Source organism: Citrobacter sp. RHBSTW-00881 (genome assembly GCF_013728515.1).
Classification (GTDB): domain Bacteria; phylum Pseudomonadota; class Gammaproteobacteria; order Enterobacterales; family Enterobacteriaceae; genus Citrobacter; species Citrobacter braakii.
In genome coordinates, this window is sequence record NZ_CP056270.1 from 93,897 (window position 1) to 112,381 (window position 18,485).

At 43.9% G+C, this 18,485-nt stretch carries 18 protein-coding genes; 14 read left to right on the forward strand and 4 right to left on the reverse strand.

Features of this window, described 5'->3' with window-relative positions:
* Nucleotides 1–142: 142 nt before the first annotated feature.
* Nucleotides 143–1,546 (forward strand): ISNCY-like element ISKpn21 family transposase, encoded by a 1,404-nt coding sequence (locus HV311_RS25560; RefSeq protein WP_001567368.1) that lies wholly within the window; start codon nucleotides 143–145, stop codon nucleotides 1,544–1,546.
* 28 nt (nucleotides 1,547–1,574) lie between these two features.
* Here HV311_RS25560 and HV311_RS25565 read toward each other — a convergent pair whose 3' ends face one another.
* Nucleotides 1,575–2,207 (reverse strand): DUF6904 family protein, encoded by a 633-nt coding sequence (locus HV311_RS25565; RefSeq protein ID WP_001567369.1) that lies wholly within the window; start codon nucleotides 2,205–2,207, stop codon nucleotides 1,575–1,577.
* 218 nt (nucleotides 2,208–2,425) lie between these two features.
* Here HV311_RS25565 and HV311_RS25570 point away from each other — a divergent pair, with 218 nt between their 5' ends.
* Nucleotides 2,426–3,829, forward strand: coding sequence for an ISNCY-like element ISKpn21 family transposase (locus HV311_RS25570; protein ID WP_001567368.1), 1,404 nt, complete (start codon nucleotides 2,426–2,428; stop codon nucleotides 3,827–3,829).
* 28 nt (nucleotides 3,830–3,857) lie between these two features.
* Here HV311_RS25570 and HV311_RS25575 read toward each other — a convergent pair whose 3' ends face one another.
* Nucleotides 3,858–4,490, reverse strand: a complete 633-nt coding sequence (locus tag HV311_RS25575) for a DUF6904 family protein (protein WP_001567369.1) — start codon at nucleotides 4,488–4,490, stop codon at nucleotides 3,858–3,860.
* A gap of 218 nt (nucleotides 4,491–4,708) precedes the next feature.
* Here HV311_RS25575 and HV311_RS25580 point away from each other — a divergent pair, with 218 nt between their 5' ends.
* Nucleotides 4,709–6,112 carry an ISNCY-like element ISKpn21 family transposase gene (locus HV311_RS25580; RefSeq protein WP_001567368.1) on the forward strand — a complete coding sequence of 468 codons (1,404 nt, stop codon included), beginning with the start codon at nucleotides 4,709–4,711 and terminating at the stop codon, nucleotides 6,110–6,112.
* A 28-nt stretch (nucleotides 6,113–6,140) separates the two neighbouring features.
* On the opposite strand, the gene HV311_RS25585 is transcribed toward HV311_RS25580, so the two are convergent.
* Nucleotides 6,141–6,773 (reverse strand): DUF6904 family protein, encoded by a 633-nt coding sequence (locus tag HV311_RS25585; protein WP_001567369.1) that lies wholly within the window; start codon nucleotides 6,771–6,773, stop codon nucleotides 6,141–6,143.
* A 226-nt stretch (nucleotides 6,774–6,999) separates the two neighbouring features.
* On the opposite strand from HV311_RS25585, the gene HV311_RS25590 reads away from it, so the two are divergent.
* From HV311_RS25590 to HV311_RS25640, 11 genes are all read left to right on the forward strand, one after another.
* Entirely contained in the window at nucleotides 7,000–8,346 is a 1,347-nt protein-coding gene (locus HV311_RS25590; protein ID WP_076611902.1) for an ISNCY-like element ISLad2 family transposase, read from the forward strand.
* A 58-nt stretch (nucleotides 8,347–8,404) separates the two neighbouring features.
* Entirely contained in the window at nucleotides 8,405–9,208 is an 804-nt protein-coding gene (locus HV311_RS25595) for a hypothetical protein (protein ID WP_000589340.1), read from the forward strand.
* Between the two features lie 13 nt (nucleotides 9,209–9,221).
* Complete coding sequence (locus HV311_RS25600; RefSeq protein WP_000482601.1) at nucleotides 9,222–10,583, forward strand: FRG domain-containing protein; 1,362 nt, start codon at nucleotides 9,222–9,224, stop codon at nucleotides 10,581–10,583.
* 152 nt (nucleotides 10,584–10,735) lie between these two features.
* Complete coding sequence (locus tag HV311_RS25605; RefSeq protein WP_016239970.1) at nucleotides 10,736–11,176, forward strand: hypothetical protein; 441 nt, start codon at nucleotides 10,736–10,738, stop codon at nucleotides 11,174–11,176.
* A 17-nt stretch (nucleotides 11,177–11,193) separates the two neighbouring features.
* A complete protein-coding gene (locus HV311_RS25610; protein WP_016239971.1) occupies nucleotides 11,194–12,000 on the forward strand; it encodes a hypothetical protein in 807 nt (268 codons plus the stop codon).
* A gap of 365 nt (nucleotides 12,001–12,365) precedes the next feature.
* On the forward strand, nucleotides 12,366–12,770 hold the full coding sequence (locus HV311_RS25615) for a hypothetical protein (protein ID WP_045269655.1): 405 nt from the start codon (nucleotides 12,366–12,368) through the stop codon (nucleotides 12,768–12,770).
* The gene (locus HV311_RS25620) at nucleotides 12,767–13,102 is read left to right on the forward strand and encodes a hypothetical protein (RefSeq protein ID WP_045269657.1); all 336 of its coding nucleotides are present in this window, start codon (nucleotides 12,767–12,769) and stop codon (nucleotides 13,100–13,102) included. Before HV311_RS25615 ends, HV311_RS25620 begins: the two co-directional genes overlap by 4 nt.
* A 16-nt stretch (nucleotides 13,103–13,118) precedes the next feature.
* Complete coding sequence (locus tag HV311_RS25625) at nucleotides 13,119–13,478, forward strand: hypothetical protein (RefSeq protein ID WP_045269654.1); 360 nt, start codon at nucleotides 13,119–13,121, stop codon at nucleotides 13,476–13,478.
* Nucleotides 13,479–14,260: 782 nt separating this feature from the next.
* Nucleotides 14,261–15,193, forward strand: a complete 933-nt coding sequence (locus HV311_RS25630) for a hypothetical protein (RefSeq protein ID WP_191221239.1) — start codon at nucleotides 14,261–14,263, stop codon at nucleotides 15,191–15,193.
* 887 nt (nucleotides 15,194–16,080) lie between these two features.
* Nucleotides 16,081–17,091: a plasmid segregation protein ParM domain-containing protein gene (gene parM / locus HV311_RS25635; RefSeq protein ID WP_223883253.1), complete on the forward strand. Its 1,011-nt coding sequence runs from the start codon at nucleotides 16,081–16,083 to the stop codon at nucleotides 17,089–17,091.
* A 13-nt stretch (nucleotides 17,092–17,104) separates the two neighbouring features.
* A complete protein-coding gene (locus tag HV311_RS25640; RefSeq protein ID WP_009652914.1) occupies nucleotides 17,105–17,491 on the forward strand; it encodes a plasmid partitioning/stability family protein in 387 nt (128 codons plus the stop codon).
* Nucleotides 17,492–17,517: 26 nt separating this feature from the next.
* Here HV311_RS25640 and HV311_RS25645 read toward each other — a convergent pair whose 3' ends face one another.
* Complete coding sequence (locus HV311_RS25645; RefSeq protein ID WP_191221240.1) at nucleotides 17,518–18,234, reverse strand: GntR family transcriptional regulator; 717 nt, start codon at nucleotides 18,232–18,234, stop codon at nucleotides 17,518–17,520.
* Between the last annotated feature and the right edge of the window lie 251 nt (nucleotides 18,235–18,485).

Here is an 18,485-nt window from a genome sequence, read left to right on the forward strand (position 1 = left end):
TACTTAACCATAATTCAACATAAGGTTCATTATGCGCACTTAGATTGTAATGGCTCAATAGTAATGTCCGCCTGTGGCTCAATTCAGATGTCCGCGCTATGGTAAGCTTCACTGGTCCGTTTAAACTACCGGGAGGCATATCATGAGCGCAGAAAGCTCAGGAGTGTTTACTTTGAAAGAGATCAACCGGATCAAGATTATACAGGACGTCATTGAACGTCGCATCACAACGCGCCGTGCGGCCGAGCACCTCGGTATCAGCGACAGGCAATGCCGCAGACTTCTTGCCCGTTACCGTGAAGGCGGACCGCTTGGTATGGCCAGCAGACGATGTGGCATGCGTGGTAACCGCCAGTTGCCACCCGGGCTCGCAGATCAGGCTCTGGAACTGATCAAGACGCGTTATGCTGATTTCGGTCCGACTCTGGCGCGTGAAAAGCTCGAAGAACTCCACGGACTGTTTCTTGGCAAAGAAACTGTCCGGCGCATCATGGTGCGGGCTGGCTTATGGGTTCCCCGTAAACAACGTGCCGCAAGGATCCCTCAACCACGGTACCGGCGTCCGTGTACTGGTGAGCTGATACAAATAGATGGCTGTGATCACGACTGGTTTGAAGGCCGTGGCCCGGCCTGCACCGCGCTGGTCTATGTTGATGATGCAACCAGCAAACTGATGGAACTGTTGTTTGTTAAATCGGAGTCCACGTTTTCTTACTTCGAAGCCACGCGGCGCTATATCGATAAGCATGGTAAACCGCTGGCACTGTACAGCGATAAAGCCGGTGTTTTTCGTGTTAACAATAAACACGCCACAGGCGGAGACGGGCATACTCAGTTTGGGCGAGCCATGCATGAACTGAACATCCAGACTATCTGTGCAGAAACCAGTCCCGCCAAAGGGCGTGTAGAACGAGCTCACCTCACTTTACAGGATCGTCTGGTCAAAGAGCTGCGGTTACAGGGCATTTGTTCAATGGAGGCTGCAAATGACTTCGCTGAGGCCTATATGGCTGACTATAACCGCCGTTTTGGCAAAGTACCGCGACATGATTTTGACGTACACCGTGCTGTAGAACATGATGAGGACCTGGGGCTTATTTTCACTGTTCGTGAAAAACGTAAAGTCTCAAAATCGTTGACGATACAATATGATAAAATGTTGTACCTGATTGAAGACAGCGAACTGAGTCGCCGTGCAATAGGTAAATATATCGATGTGTATCACTATCCTGATGGCAGAAAAGAGCTGCGCCTGAACGGTACGCTACTTCCCTACTCTACCTACGACCGACTGTCAGAAATCGACCAGGGCGCGATTGTCGATAACAAGCGTCTTGGCCGAACCCTGGAGTTTATCAGTCTGGTGCAGAGCAAGCGGGATAACACGCGCTCTCAGTCAATTCCCGCTGGAGATGGCCCTTCCCGACGACGGCCAAAGCAGGAAGGGAAGAAATCCCAGCGCTCACTGGATAATGATGACATGCTCGAAGCACTCAAACAGCTTCAGTCACGTTCAGAGGACATTTTTGGTAAAAGAGCCCGCTGATGGTACTCACTGGCCGGACAGTGGTTGCTCACCAGTTGATATTGTCCGGCCAGACCCATGATGTATTATTCATTTCGTTCAGCATCTTTATGTCCTGCTTTTCACGGGCATACTTACCCCATAATGAATGAAAAGAACGAACAATACTGATTAACTGCTTTTTTCTTTGCTCCGGAGATAGGCTGATAAAATAGCAGCACCTGCTGTCAATATTATCCTCAATGAAATTAAAATCAGAGTCTGATGCATATTTTACTGTTAGCATAATATCATTCGACGTTGTTCTCTCAGACTCTGTTAATGCTGATTCTATCAGGTATTCAAAGGCATACATGACAGACAGCTGGTTTTTGTCTGTCTGAATATAACCCATTGAGTTTCTGAGTATTGAGGACTGTACCAGGACCAGAGGCCATAAAAGCTCAACACCATAAAGCTTATATGTATCATGTTGATCATACTGATGTTGCTCAACACGACGATTACCTTCCCGTGCTTTACGAATATCATAGGCAAGGGATAACATAAATCCGTCTTTAACTTTAATCAGTGGGCTTTCATCCACGATGTAATGAATGAGTTCATGTAATTCATTCAGGGCTTCTGAATCTCCCCACAGTATAAAACCTGCATTGTTCGGCGTTAACTCGTATCGAAGCATGGGCTCAATCATCCTGTTGTTTCAGTCGGAGGAAAGTCTATCAGTAAAGAGAATGAGAGATCAAAGTGGTCATTTTAATTGAGCTGGATAACGGACATTTCAATTGAGCCTTGACATAGATTGTAATGGCTCAATAGTAATGTCCGCCTGTGGCTCAATTCAGATGTCCGCGCTATGGTAAGCTTCACTGGTCCGTTTAAACTACCGGGAGGCATATCATGAGCGCAGAAAGCTCAGGAGTGTTTACTTTGAAAGAGATCAACCGGATCAAGATTATACAGGACGTCATTGAACGTCGCATCACAACGCGCCGTGCGGCCGAGCACCTCGGTATCAGCGACAGGCAATGCCGCAGACTTCTTGCCCGTTACCGTGAAGGCGGACCGCTTGGTATGGCCAGCAGACGATGTGGCATGCGTGGTAACCGCCAGTTGCCACCCGGGCTCGCAGATCAGGCTCTGGAACTGATCAAGACGCGTTATGCTGATTTCGGTCCGACTCTGGCGCGTGAAAAGCTCGAAGAACTCCACGGACTGTTTCTTGGCAAAGAAACTGTCCGGCGCATCATGGTGCGGGCTGGCTTATGGGTTCCCCGTAAACAACGTGCCGCAAGGATCCCTCAACCACGGTACCGGCGTCCGTGTACTGGTGAGCTGATACAAATAGATGGCTGTGATCACGACTGGTTTGAAGGCCGTGGCCCGGCCTGCACCGCGCTGGTCTATGTTGATGATGCAACCAGCAAACTGATGGAACTGTTGTTTGTTAAATCGGAGTCCACGTTTTCTTACTTCGAAGCCACGCGGCGCTATATCGATAAGCATGGTAAACCGCTGGCACTGTACAGCGATAAAGCCGGTGTTTTTCGTGTTAACAATAAACACGCCACAGGCGGAGACGGGCATACTCAGTTTGGGCGAGCCATGCATGAACTGAACATCCAGACTATCTGTGCAGAAACCAGTCCCGCCAAAGGGCGTGTAGAACGAGCTCACCTCACTTTACAGGATCGTCTGGTCAAAGAGCTGCGGTTACAGGGCATTTGTTCAATGGAGGCTGCAAATGACTTCGCTGAGGCCTATATGGCTGACTATAACCGCCGTTTTGGCAAAGTACCGCGACATGATTTTGACGTACACCGTGCTGTAGAACATGATGAGGACCTGGGGCTTATTTTCACTGTTCGTGAAAAACGTAAAGTCTCAAAATCGTTGACGATACAATATGATAAAATGTTGTACCTGATTGAAGACAGCGAACTGAGTCGCCGTGCAATAGGTAAATATATCGATGTGTATCACTATCCTGATGGCAGAAAAGAGCTGCGCCTGAACGGTACGCTACTTCCCTACTCTACCTACGACCGACTGTCAGAAATCGACCAGGGCGCGATTGTCGATAACAAGCGTCTTGGCCGAACCCTGGAGTTTATCAGTCTGGTGCAGAGCAAGCGGGATAACACGCGCTCTCAGTCAATTCCCGCTGGAGATGGCCCTTCCCGACGACGGCCAAAGCAGGAAGGGAAGAAATCCCAGCGCTCACTGGATAATGATGACATGCTCGAAGCACTCAAACAGCTTCAGTCACGTTCAGAGGACATTTTTGGTAAAAGAGCCCGCTGATGGTACTCACTGGCCGGACAGTGGTTGCTCACCAGTTGATATTGTCCGGCCAGACCCATGATGTATTATTCATTTCGTTCAGCATCTTTATGTCCTGCTTTTCACGGGCATACTTACCCCATAATGAATGAAAAGAACGAACAATACTGATTAACTGCTTTTTTCTTTGCTCCGGAGATAGGCTGATAAAATAGCAGCACCTGCTGTCAATATTATCCTCAATGAAATTAAAATCAGAGTCTGATGCATATTTTACTGTTAGCATAATATCATTCGACGTTGTTCTCTCAGACTCTGTTAATGCTGATTCTATCAGGTATTCAAAGGCATACATGACAGACAGCTGGTTTTTGTCTGTCTGAATATAACCCATTGAGTTTCTGAGTATTGAGGACTGTACCAGGACCAGAGGCCATAAAAGCTCAACACCATAAAGCTTATATGTATCATGTTGATCATACTGATGTTGCTCAACACGACGATTACCTTCCCGTGCTTTACGAATATCATAGGCAAGGGATAACATAAATCCGTCTTTAACTTTAATCAGTGGGCTTTCATCCACGATGTAATGAATGAGTTCATGTAATTCATTCAGGGCTTCTGAATCTCCCCACAGTATAAAACCTGCATTGTTCGGCGTTAACTCGTATCGAAGCATGGGCTCAATCATCCTGTTGTTTCAGTCGGAGGAAAGTCTATCAGTAAAGAGAATGAGAGATCAAAGTGGTCATTTTAATTGAGCTGGATAACGGACATTTCAATTGAGCCTTGACATAGATTGTAATGGCTCAATAGTAATGTCCGCCTGTGGCTCAATTCAGATGTCCGCGCTATGGTAAGCTTCACTGGTCCGTTTAAACTACCGGGAGGCATATCATGAGCGCAGAAAGCTCAGGAGTGTTTACTTTGAAAGAGATCAACCGGATCAAGATTATACAGGACGTCATTGAACGTCGCATCACAACGCGCCGTGCGGCCGAGCACCTCGGTATCAGCGACAGGCAATGCCGCAGACTTCTTGCCCGTTACCGTGAAGGCGGACCGCTTGGTATGGCCAGCAGACGATGTGGCATGCGTGGTAACCGCCAGTTGCCACCCGGGCTCGCAGATCAGGCTCTGGAACTGATCAAGACGCGTTATGCTGATTTCGGTCCGACTCTGGCGCGTGAAAAGCTCGAAGAACTCCACGGACTGTTTCTTGGCAAAGAAACTGTCCGGCGCATCATGGTGCGGGCTGGCTTATGGGTTCCCCGTAAACAACGTGCCGCAAGGATCCCTCAACCACGGTACCGGCGTCCGTGTACTGGTGAGCTGATACAAATAGATGGCTGTGATCACGACTGGTTTGAAGGCCGTGGCCCGGCCTGCACCGCGCTGGTCTATGTTGATGATGCAACCAGCAAACTGATGGAACTGTTGTTTGTTAAATCGGAGTCCACGTTTTCTTACTTCGAAGCCACGCGGCGCTATATCGATAAGCATGGTAAACCGCTGGCACTGTACAGCGATAAAGCCGGTGTTTTTCGTGTTAACAATAAACACGCCACAGGCGGAGACGGGCATACTCAGTTTGGGCGAGCCATGCATGAACTGAACATCCAGACTATCTGTGCAGAAACCAGTCCCGCCAAAGGGCGTGTAGAACGAGCTCACCTCACTTTACAGGATCGTCTGGTCAAAGAGCTGCGGTTACAGGGCATTTGTTCAATGGAGGCTGCAAATGACTTCGCTGAGGCCTATATGGCTGACTATAACCGCCGTTTTGGCAAAGTACCGCGACATGATTTTGACGTACACCGTGCTGTAGAACATGATGAGGACCTGGGGCTTATTTTCACTGTTCGTGAAAAACGTAAAGTCTCAAAATCGTTGACGATACAATATGATAAAATGTTGTACCTGATTGAAGACAGCGAACTGAGTCGCCGTGCAATAGGTAAATATATCGATGTGTATCACTATCCTGATGGCAGAAAAGAGCTGCGCCTGAACGGTACGCTACTTCCCTACTCTACCTACGACCGACTGTCAGAAATCGACCAGGGCGCGATTGTCGATAACAAGCGTCTTGGCCGAACCCTGGAGTTTATCAGTCTGGTGCAGAGCAAGCGGGATAACACGCGCTCTCAGTCAATTCCCGCTGGAGATGGCCCTTCCCGACGACGGCCAAAGCAGGAAGGGAAGAAATCCCAGCGCTCACTGGATAATGATGACATGCTCGAAGCACTCAAACAGCTTCAGTCACGTTCAGAGGACATTTTTGGTAAAAGAGCCCGCTGATGGTACTCACTGGCCGGACAGTGGTTGCTCACCAGTTGATATTGTCCGGCCAGACCCATGATGTATTATTCATTTCGTTCAGCATCTTTATGTCCTGCTTTTCACGGGCATACTTACCCCATAATGAATGAAAAGAACGAACAATACTGATTAACTGCTTTTTTCTTTGCTCCGGAGATAGGCTGATAAAATAGCAGCACCTGCTGTCAATATTATCCTCAATGAAATTAAAATCAGAGTCTGATGCATATTTTACTGTTAGCATAATATCATTCGACGTTGTTCTCTCAGACTCTGTTAATGCTGATTCTATCAGGTATTCAAAGGCATACATGACAGACAGCTGGTTTTTGTCTGTCTGAATATAACCCATTGAGTTTCTGAGTATTGAGGACTGTACCAGGACCAGAGGCCATAAAAGCTCAACACCATAAAGCTTATATGTATCATGTTGATCATACTGATGTTGCTCAACACGACGATTACCTTCCCGTGCTTTACGAATATCATAGGCAAGGGATAACATAAATCCGTCTTTAACTTTAATCAGTGGGCTTTCATCCACGATGTAATGAATGAGTTCATGTAATTCATTCAGGGCTTCTGAATCTCCCCACAGTATAAAACCTGCATTGTTCGGCGTTAACTCGTATCGAAGCATGGGCTCAATCATCCTGTTGTTTCAGTCGGAGGAAAGTCTATCAGTAAAGAGAATGAGAGATCAAAGTGGTCATTTTAATTGAGCTGGATAACGGACATTTCAATTGAGCCTTGACATAGATTGTTAGAACCATTTAGTAATGTCACTTTTTATCCAGATAGAAACGTCACCTTAGAGTAAGCTAAACTGAATGCAATTCTAAGGGGCTCAACGCATGTTGGTGACCATGTCAGATAAAGAGATCCACCGCCTACCGGTGATACAGGCAGTTTGTGAAAAGCGTCTACGCCGTCGTGATGCAGCATCACAGCTTGGCATTTCAGAACGTCAGGCGCAACGACTTATCAATCGTTACCGAGTTTCTGGTGCTGAAGGACTTGTCAGCCGCAAACGCGGCCAGCCCAGCAACCGCCGGTTGACCGAATCTCTCAAACTACGAGTACTCACGCTGATACGTGAAAACTACAGTGACTTTGGGCCCACACTGGCCGCAGAAAAACTCAGAGAGCGCCATAATATCCGGCTTTCAATCGAGACCGTCCGCAACTGGATGACGTCTGACGGACTCTGGGTCCCGCATGCTCGCCGTAAGTCACGGGTTTATCAACCCCGACATCGGCGTGATTGTCTGGGTGAACTTATCCAGATCGACGGCTCCCACCATGACTGGTTTGAAGGCCGTGCGCCAAAATGCTGCCTGCTGGTCTTTATCGATGATGCCACCGGGCGTCTGATGCATTTGCGGTTCAGCGAGTCAGAAACAGCCTTTGACTACATGCTGGCAACCCGGGAATACATCGAGCAGCATGGGAAGCCGGTATCGCTGTACAGTGACAAACACGCAATATTTCGCGTCAGTGGTCCGGAGAAACGCAATACCACCGTTACCCAGTTCGGACGTGTGCTTTATGACCTGGCAATCGAGCTTATTTGTGCCAACAGCTCTGAAGCTAAAGGCCGCGTGGAACGTGCGAATCAGACACTTCAGGATCGGCTGATCAAAGAAATGCGTCTGGAAGGTATAACCGGCATTGAGGCCGCAAATGCCTGGCTTGCCACTTTCATCGCTGACTTTAACAGCCGGTTTTCACGACCGGCTAAGTTCCCCAAAGATTTGCATCGTCCGGTGCAGGAAAGCCCCGATGAATTAAGAGACATCTTTGCCTGGCATGATGTTCGTACCGTGTCGAAATCACTGACCTTCCAGTACGATAAGATCCTTTATCTCATGGACACCACAGAAGAAAATAGCCGTCTTGCCGGTGAAAAAATTAAAGTACTGGATTATCCCGATGGCACCCTCGCCTTCCTCTATGGGCACCGGAGCCTTAAGTGCCAGGCATTTGATAAGCTGGCCTGTGTCGACCAGGGGCAGATTGTTGATAACAAACGTCTCGGGACTGTACTCCGACTGGCTCAGGTAAAACAGGATGAGCGGGAAAGCGAAGGCAAACGGGAACGAAGCAAAAAATCGCCCAGCCGTAAGGCTCAGGTGCGCATCCAGGAACAGCTCCGGGCTATCAATCCCGTTCTGGCAGACCCGAGCTTGTTTGTGGCAAGTTCAAAGCGATAGAATCGACCATCAGTGCTGCAAAGTACCGGAACAGTGAGTCCCCAAAAGGATACTTGAGATGATTAAATTCCCGACTACAAAGCGCGTTGATTTGTATAAAACTGCTGTCAGCTCTGAGCAATTACATCTAGATCTGGTTGCGGCTCAGGAGTTCATGTTCGATGCCTGGGAAAATGATGACCTGGAAGTTGTGCTGAAACTCATCAGAAAAGCTATCAAGAAATCCCCGCTCTGTGCTGACGCATACTCATTCTACTGCGAGATATCTCAAGAACCTCCTGAGTCAAAAATCGGGAAGCTGGAGACTGCTTTGTACGCAGCCAGCATTGCACTTGGCGAGGATTTTCAGGAGTTCGCAGGACGTTTCTGGGGATTTGTCGAAACACGTCCATATATGAGAGCAAAAGCAGCTTTGGCTGAGGCCTTATGGGAGTCTGGTAATTTTTATCCGGCTATGGCTCATAGCCGCGAAATGCTGAAGCTCAACCCGAACGATAACCAGGGGATTCGTCATTTATTAGCGAACTATTACCTTGAGCTTGAAATGGTGGATGATCTGGCCTTGCTACTGGACGATTATCCTGGGGATATGCGTTCGTTTTTTCAGTATACACGCGCCCTACTCGCCTACCGACAGTCATCCCCGGATGCCGATGATATCGCTAAAGCTGCGATTGATTCTAATAGACACATCCCCGGCTTGTTATCGAAGTGCAGATTACAGATCAAGTCTAACAGTGGATATATCACGTTAGGTGGAATGGATGAAGCCATTTATTATGTGAATCATAATATAAAGCCTTGGATTCGCACCTCTGGCGCAATTGATTGGATTGTAAATAATTCATTAAGTAAAATATAAGGATTTAGTTTTAATGTTTAATCTAATTATGGGCGGAGAACCTGACTATTTTGAACATTGGCCCATGTATGAACGGGTTAGTGGGAGTTGTGATTTTCCTATATCACGTATGTTAGAAGGCACCTCTGATGACATCCGGTTGAAGTTAACGCCTTTGAATGATAAAGCATTATCTTATATTGAGAAATTACCTACGCTTTTTATGTCAGAACTTTATTCCCGAGACAATGTTGAATACATTACTTTGCGACTTGGTGTAATTTCAAATCTACGAACAGTTAACAAAAATGTTGAGTTTGATTTCAGAATCACTCACTCACAAGATGATGTCGTAGTGATAAACAAAGAGTTATATCAAACAGCTTTAGAATTAGGTGCATATGGGCTGAAACGGACTCACTGGGGAATAAAAGCACGTGATTTAAATCAAACATTAGCACTTCTAAATATAACGACAAGAAGTACACCACTTCCTCCTACTGAAGCACTTCCTGATGAAGTTGATAACTACCCAATAATAGATAATGTTCAAAGTTTCATGGCGCGTGTTTTAGAACAAGATCATGAAGAAGATGCAGAAATATTTTATCGTGGACATTCTGATGTATCTTACGAGTTGGCTCCATCAGTTTTCAGGAAAAACAAAAAAGGTAACTTCAAGCATTTGCACAGTGAATCAAATTTAGTCCGTGAAGCCCTAACAGCAAGGCCAACTGAGTTTGTTGATGATAAAACAATGCTAGACAAGTTAGTAAGGATGCAACACTACGGACTACCAACTCGTTTGTTGGATATAACATCAAATCCACTAATCGCTCTGTATTTCGCTTGTTGCGACATTAGTAATAATGAAAATACAAATGAGGTTGATGGACATGTTATTATTTTCAAAACAAAAAGGGATCGTATAAAATTCTTTGACTCTGATACAGTAAGTTGCATATCAAATATATCAATGCTAAGTCAAACACTGAAAGATCAGCTGGATTGTAAAATGGACAAGGAGGCTTTCAATAAAACTGAAGCTTGTCAAAAACTCATACATTACATTAAAGATGAAAAACCTTATTTTAAAGATGTAATTATACCATCAGATTTGGAAAGGTTAATTTTCGTTAAAGGAAGAAATAATAATGAAAGGATGTCATCACAGTCAGGTGCATTCTTATTATTTGGGAATAATGCTGTTTATCCCGATTTAGTTTCAAACCCTGATGATGCTATGCAAGAGTTTAAAGTAGAAAAAATAGTGATCAGAAACAAAGCTAGAATACTTAAGGAACTCGCAAGGTTAAACATTACAGATGCGACAGTTTATCAAGGCATGGAAAGGACAATGAAACTAATTGCGGCCAAATTTTCCGCAGGAGATTGATCTTCATGTGGTTTTTTGACACACTAGCCTGTCGCTACTGGCATTGGTCCCTTGTATGCTAAGCATATGAACTCTGGTGTGTGTTGGACAGGAGCAATTAACCAGTCGTATAGTAAAATTTGAATGTAAAAATATAAAACAAGGAGTTGAGAATGAACCCCATTACTTTGAGTGAAATGAGTGATGAAGATGAAGAGGTAAAAATCATTTCTTCATATGAACCTCAAGATGATGAGATTGCGATCGTTTTTGATAGTTCAAAAATTACTGGAGGTAATGCACTGGATTTTTTCCAGTTCACCAAGCAATCACATTCTAATGTTAAAGTGTACGGAGATTCTAATGGTGTTTCGTACCTGCAATTAAACAGTATAACGTTAGCGTTAGGCACTTTCTTTGCCACATCAGTAATGATACCTTTTTTAGTAAATCTTGTTTCAAATTATATTCAGAAAAAAATTGATAACTTTGGAACTAGAGATATAGACGTTAAAGTCTCTATAATTAAAAAAAATAAATCAGGAAAACATGTGAAATACACTGTTTCTGGAAAAGTAGACGATGTTTTAAAAGTAATTAACAAAATCAAATAAAAATCTATATAGATATTATGAATATTCACGAAAAGTTAAAGCGTTGGATGTGTATTACTCAAGAAGATAGTGCTATTCTTGATTATCTTAATGCTGAGTTAAAAAAAGCTCAATCCTTGAGCTTGAATAATGAATCAAACAGATTGTTTTTATACAAAACAATTTTACTAGCCCATTTAAAATATATTCAAGTCATTAATTTACTTACAAGAGGTGATTTTTATGAAGCATGGGTAGAACTTGAAAGGATAGAAATAGATTTAATACATATTAAAGAAAATAATGAGTTTCTGCCTGAGGTTAATTTCTATGGTGTTAACTTCTTAGCGAGAATGGTATGTAATTGGCAGGCGTTATTCCCATATAAAATCTTCGGTAGTTCTCGTGAAATAATAAAAGAAGTGAAATGTTCAGTATGTAATACAACCCGTAGTTTTATTAATGATTGTGGTCATGTTAAAAATAAACTTTATAATGGAGTTCTTTGCTTTGATGAAGTGATCGATTTTGAATTAATTACTTATGACATAGTTAGTAATCCCGTTAACAAATGTAGTGTTTTTTTCTCCAATGATGGTGATCATTATAACTATTCAACTTTAATTAGTGTTGTCAAATACATACAATCCCCACATCAAATTTTCAATATTACGACCTGGAGATTTAAGGCGAAAGAACATGATGGAGTATTATCGCCAGAAAATATTTGTCCATGTGGAGATTCTTTAAAAAAATATGCAGATTGTTGTTTGCCACGTAATGGTATTTATAAAAAACATATAGATATTTGGTTTCCCTTCCCGTTGAATGTAGAACCTATTTAGAACCAGATATTCAATAACTAAAGATCCCGTTGACACAGATATTTCCATATTAAGATGTTTTCGTTATATTTTTATTCCAGTCTTTCATATTTAACTTTTGCTTTATTAATTGGTTGAGTGGGATAACGCAGCAGTCACATTAATATGATTACATAGGCTGAAAGTGCCCTTTCTATCTTGCACAAAGAGGTGACATTTTAAACTTGCTTTGACAAACGTAGATAAAGGCTGAATCTGATGTTTTATGGTCATCCTTGTGCTGGCTGTGTTGCCCGTACTCTCTGTTGCGCATAACGATTGAAATGTCTTGCGGCCTTCACTGAGATTACCGGGCGTCCTGATAATTTTCTTAGGACCTGATTCGAATGAAACGATTGATACCAATCCTTACCTTTGCCGCCAGTATGACCATTCCGGTTACTGCAATGGCAGACAATATTGTTTGTCATGATGGCTGGAGCATTGAGCGACACGTTACCGGTAGTGCCAGTAGTGGATTCATGAGCTACATGAAAGACGCTGGCGTCATAAAGTTACTGCATCACGGCAAGCTCATCTCACAAAAACGTATTCAGGATATTCAGCAATCGGTGTATCAGACCAGTGGCGCTCCACTTGTTAACTACGAGTTTGATGTTGATGAAAACAGTTTCTATATCCTTGCTCTGGATATGAGCACTCAGGGTGCATCAGGTGGTGAACCGGATATCAAGCTTTGGGGTACTGATGCAATGGGAATTGATTGTATTTTACAGGGAGGTGCTGAATGAAAAATTCAACCACCCTTCCCTTATTGATATCAATCGCCGGTTTGTTATTTGCAAATCAGTCACTGGCGATTACGCAATCACAGATGCAGATGAGAGTGACTGCTACATGTGATTCTTACGCAAATTTTTCCAGAATTGCCAACCCGGATGTTATTTATGGCGCATGTATAACCGGAGCCAGGGACGCAATACAGCATCGCAATTCCGTCTGTGAGAAGAAAATAAAGAAATTTAATAAACAGACGGAAAACTTACGAGGAATGGAACGAGCCGAGCATATTGAAGTTACTCAGGCATATCGCGCCGGATGCAACACTGGAAAACAAAACTAAAAAGGAATACAAAAAAATGAACAGTTCATTTTTGACAAAACATCTTTCAAAATTAACGCTCGCTATCAATCTTACAATAACCATACTGATTTGGCTCTATTTTATTGGAACTGACAACCCGTCATGGTATTCGATACTTCAGGGGTATGCTTTCATCAGCTTTGATACGGCAAAAATCATTATCACCGTTGTCTGTGCTGCATGGATAATCAAAAGCATTACATCCTATGAGCTAAAAACAGTTCTGTTTACTCAGGCGGACATTCAGAAGGAAATACTCAAAGAGCTTCAGTTATTAAGAAATGGAAAGCAAATGAATAATGCCGATGCCATGAAAGATGATTTCAGGATAGACTTTGATAAAGTAGATTGCTGATATTTCTCTGATGCTGACATGTAAGGGTCTTCATTTTGGTGGAGATTCTTATTTTTTTATTCTGATTCTTTGTTAACTCAAGCCGTATGGCTCTCCTGCGGAGGGCTTAATATTGGGATAATATTGAGAGGTTCAGAGTAAGTACAGAAAACCGATTAAGAATAAATATATCATAATAAGGGTTTAACCCCGGTTGGCGATTTGGCGATGGTAGCATGGATATTTGAATCTGTAAATTGATTATATTTATTTTTATTTTACCACCCTATCGGGTGATTCCGGCACAGCACATCAGCATAACCAGAAGCATATAACGCGCTACAGGCCATCAGGGGAATGCAGTCGGTGCAAAGCCATACTTCAGCCCTGAAACAGCCCACAATCACGCCAGTGCAACCTCCGGTCACAATCTGCACTAATTTCATTTAACTGTATAAATGAACAGTGGTGCATATGCCGGAATCCTGCCATCAGACAGACTCTGCACACCCTGCCCTGACCCGTATTTACAGTGCCTGTAGCGCATTCTGAGCGCACCAGTGCATGATAAGGCAGGGTGCTGAGCCTGCTTTGTGACAACCTCAGATTACTGCTGACAGAACGACACGATACCTGTCACATTGCATTGTCTGTATTATTTTAAATTTTATTTTTTTGAATGGATTCTTAAATTTAATTCCTGACCTCCACCCGGAGTGCTGGCCTGACAGAAGTTAAAGGGGAAAAACAGGACCCGACCCGATTCTTTTTCTCCCTCCAATTCTTTACTCAGGAAATATTAAATGACGCTTTTTCGAAACAAGAGATACCACCAGAACTACAACCATAACACGTTATTTCCCGGTGCTGTATTTACCACGAAGCATAATGGTGAATGCTCTGTTCTTGGTCGCTCCGAAGATAAATCAAGACGCGGATATTATGTTGTGCAATTTAAAGACAGCGGCATAATCAAAGAGGCCTACGGTACGCATATTAAATCAGGTGCAGTCTCAGGTGACGCGTTCCCGTCCTCAGAAGATGAACGAATAACACTGTTGATGAAGCCCCGTTATTATGATGTGGGATATATTGGAAATGGAAAGCATTCCACAATTGAAAACACCCGAAGCCATCAGAGAACAAGAGCGTTCATTCTCTGGCATAATATGTTGGCAAGGTGCTACATGACAGTTAAAGGGAAACAATATTTTAAAGGATATAAGGGAGTGACGGTTTGCGAAAGATGGCATAACTTCCAGCATTTCTGCGATGACCTTCCAAAACTTAATGGCTATGCCCGCTGGAAAAATAACCCCGGAGAATATGAGTTGGATAAAGATTTTTCACATCGTCGTTTCTATTCCCCGGACACAGTTTCTTTCATCAGTACAATGGAGAATGCAAAGGAAGCAGCATTACGACGCTCAGCAATGAAGATACTGAGCCAGCATTATCACGAAGTGAATAAAATACGAAATGAAATAGTTATGGATACGGAGGGTGAACTTAAGAAAAACAATATTGTTTATGAAATTGCATATAACGGGAATACTAAAATCATTATCTCAGAAACACCCTATGGTACGGTGGCATTCTATCCCCTGACCAGAAAGATTCAGCGAAACAGTTACATGACGGAGGGTGATACACAGATTTATGTATCCTACCTGAACTGGCTCAGGCTTCAGTGGGAAATCAGGAATCCCTTCATTAACTGCATTGCTGTAAAATGATGATAATGCTATAAATAGCTGCACTATATACTTAACAAATAAACATCAGGGCAATCTGTAAAATCTGAGTTTCAGTGATGTTGCTGCATCAGAGACGATATTAACTGTCTGAAAGTTCATCGCTGAAGGCTAAATGTCTGCACTTCATGCAGCCATTTAACATGTTCAATACATTAAGCGCACCAAGGTAAGGTGTTGATTGTTAAGGGTTTATCAGGGGGTTCTCTTGACTTGTTGGTATCCTCGGACTCAGGCTGTTACGTATCCTGTGACTAACTGAGCCCCGTCCGTGGTGACCAGTTAACAGATTCTCCAAGGAACCTTGTTAACGCTGCTTTAGCATACTGAGGCTTTGAGTAGTATCTGGGAAACCAGCCATCATAAGTTTGTGTGCCATTGCGCCGGTATTCTGGCCTGACTGACAGCTTACATCCATTACCATCAGTAGAAATACAAAAAGTGTACCCATCAACAGAATCAGAAGTAAGCAGAATGGATGTCATTGGGGATACCTCATTATTGAACTAACCAGAAACTACAATGGTGATCCGACATGGTTTCCTCGATTTTACCGACTGAGCTGTCATATAGCGATACCTTTTATTCTTAGGTTCTCTTGCAGTATTGGCTATCGATTGTCACAATTTAGTCTGGTGGCACTGGTTCATTTTTCGGGTGGTTTGTTACTTTTTCCGTTGGTGTTCCAGGGCTACCGACCTCTGCATGTACGTATACATCCCTCTTTCTCGTTTACCCCGCCAGATTTCAATCCGATAGAATCGTTCCTGTTTTACTCACTCGTAATTCACTTTTCATAGTCATTTTGTGGACATTAAACGTGCGCTACAGGTGCGCATTCCTTGCTTCAGGATGGCTTACTATCTAAAATGGCAGAGATTTTTGATACTTTTGAACATTTTAATGAGGTATATACCATGATGAACATCGCTTGTGATGACGGCTCAACGAACGTAAAACTTGCCTGGATTGAGAATGGTGAAATCAAAACTCATGTTTCGCAGAACGCCTTCCGCGAAGGCTGGGCTACTCCACTCGCATTTGGTGGTAAAACTATCTACAACTATCTCATTGATGGGCGGAAATTTACTCACGACATTGGTTCAACATCTGCAATTACAACAACGCATACCTCTTTCCAGTTCGACGCTGTAAGTCGCGTAGCAATTCATCATGCCCTTTTGACTTCCGGTCTTGAGCCACAGGATGTTGAACTTACAGTGACACTGCCGGTGGCCATGTTCTTCACGAGCGATGCGCAGTTGAACGAAGCTAATATTGAAAAGAAAAAGGCCAACGTTATGGGCCCAATAACCCTGAATAATGGCGAAACTTTTCATGTTGTAAAAGTTAACGTAATGCCTGAATCAGTACCTGCGGCTGAATATCTGATTGATCCTAAAACAACCACGCAGCTTACACGAACCCTGGTTGTCGATCTGGGGGGAACAACCCTAGACCTGGCCATCATTCAGGGGGCAATGGAGGGCATATCTGATATCTTTGGCAACAGCGATGTTGGCGTTTCACGAGTGACAAAAGCTGTTATGGCTGCGCTCCAGGATGCCCAGTCTCCAAGTAGTTATGCCATTGCGGATATCATCATTAAAAACCGTCATGATAGAGCGTTGATTGCTTCTGCGGTCAATGATCACTCTAAAATTGATGCCATCATTGACGTTATCGATTCTGAGTCGAAAAATCTGGCCGAAGCTGTTGCAGCTGATATACGTCGTCAGAACAGCGTCCACAAAATCATACTGGCCGGGGGCGGTGCTGAGCTCATCCATTCTCATATTGTCGAACTATTCCCTAAGCTGGATGTCATCAAAGCGCCTGACGCGCAGCTCGCGCTCGTCAAAGCAATGGCAAGCGTCTAAACGAGGTTATGTGATGGAAGAAGATAAACGTTTACTCGTCTGGCTCCGCCCCGGCAATAATCCAGAAGACGGTAAAGCTCTTGATATTATGGAGCGCTTACCCCGCCGATCCCGGGGGGAATTTTACCGTAAGGCACTGGTAATTGCGTCTGCCTTGCATGAGCTCGACCCTCGGTTAATAAATTTGCTGGCCGCACAAACCACGACATCGTTTAATGCCGAAACGCTGAGCAACATTCTGTCGCAAACGCTGGGCATTGCCGTTGAACGGAATTCTTCACCAGTGGAAACCCAGGCCACAGGTATCCGAGCAACAACCATCATTGATTCGGATAAGCCTGCTGAGCAGAAAGAACCAATTCCTAAACCCTCCCTGATGATGCAAACCCTCAAACGTTGAATCCGAACCGGCTACTAGTAGCCGGTTTACTCACCTTGCTCGGTTAACAAGCTGAGATAGATCCGCAACCCCTTATCCAGTGACTCTCTAATGGCATCTGCTGCTGCCCCTGCATCCCTGTTTGAAAGAGCGAGTTCAAGCGACGAGAAAAATATTGGCCATTTATCCTCCGAGTCAGATTCGAACGTGTAACTCAGAGTTGGCCACAGGTTAATCCACAGTTGGGTTACAATTTTGAAAAACTCAGGCAGACCGGCGTATATGTAAAGCTTCAGCCGCAGAGTGAGGTTTAGCTGGTGCGCCAGATAAACATCCCTACGTTCATATGCGGAACGCAGCTTTTGGCACAAAGACAGGCATTCTTCAAAGCCATTGGCATCCATTTTCAGTACGGCCTTTTCTGCCAGTTCTGGCTCAATCAATCGCCTCATTCTCATGTACTCGTTGAACTGCTCACTGGTGATGATGGGAACAAAAAAGGCATGTGATGGAGTCAAAGCAAGAGCACTACTGGCAGACAGACGTATCAGGCTTTCACGGACGGGCGTGACGCTCATTTTCATAGCATCGGCGATGTTTTTTGTTACCAACTTATCACCGGGCTTGAGGTAGCCGAGGATAAGGGCGCATTTAAGGCGATCTTCAACTCGTCTCGTTAAGCTAGGTCTGCCTGACGGAGAGTAACTAATTAGTTTCGGTAAATTCCCGGGGTTTTTGAGGAAGCTTTTGTAATCATCAATCATATATCACTCATACTGAACTTTTTGACCACATAGAAAACAGAATATTTTTAATCACACTACATAGTAAGTAGATCCCTCTACCTACATATTTCAAATAGTTCCAGTATGCACATCCATAAACTGGCATCCGCCAGAACAGAGAAGGTAAACGGTTATCATTCGTTTTACTCTACCAGCATGTCTTACATTTTCAATAACGGATCTATTACTACCCATATTTTATGCTTAACAGAATCCATTATAGATGCATG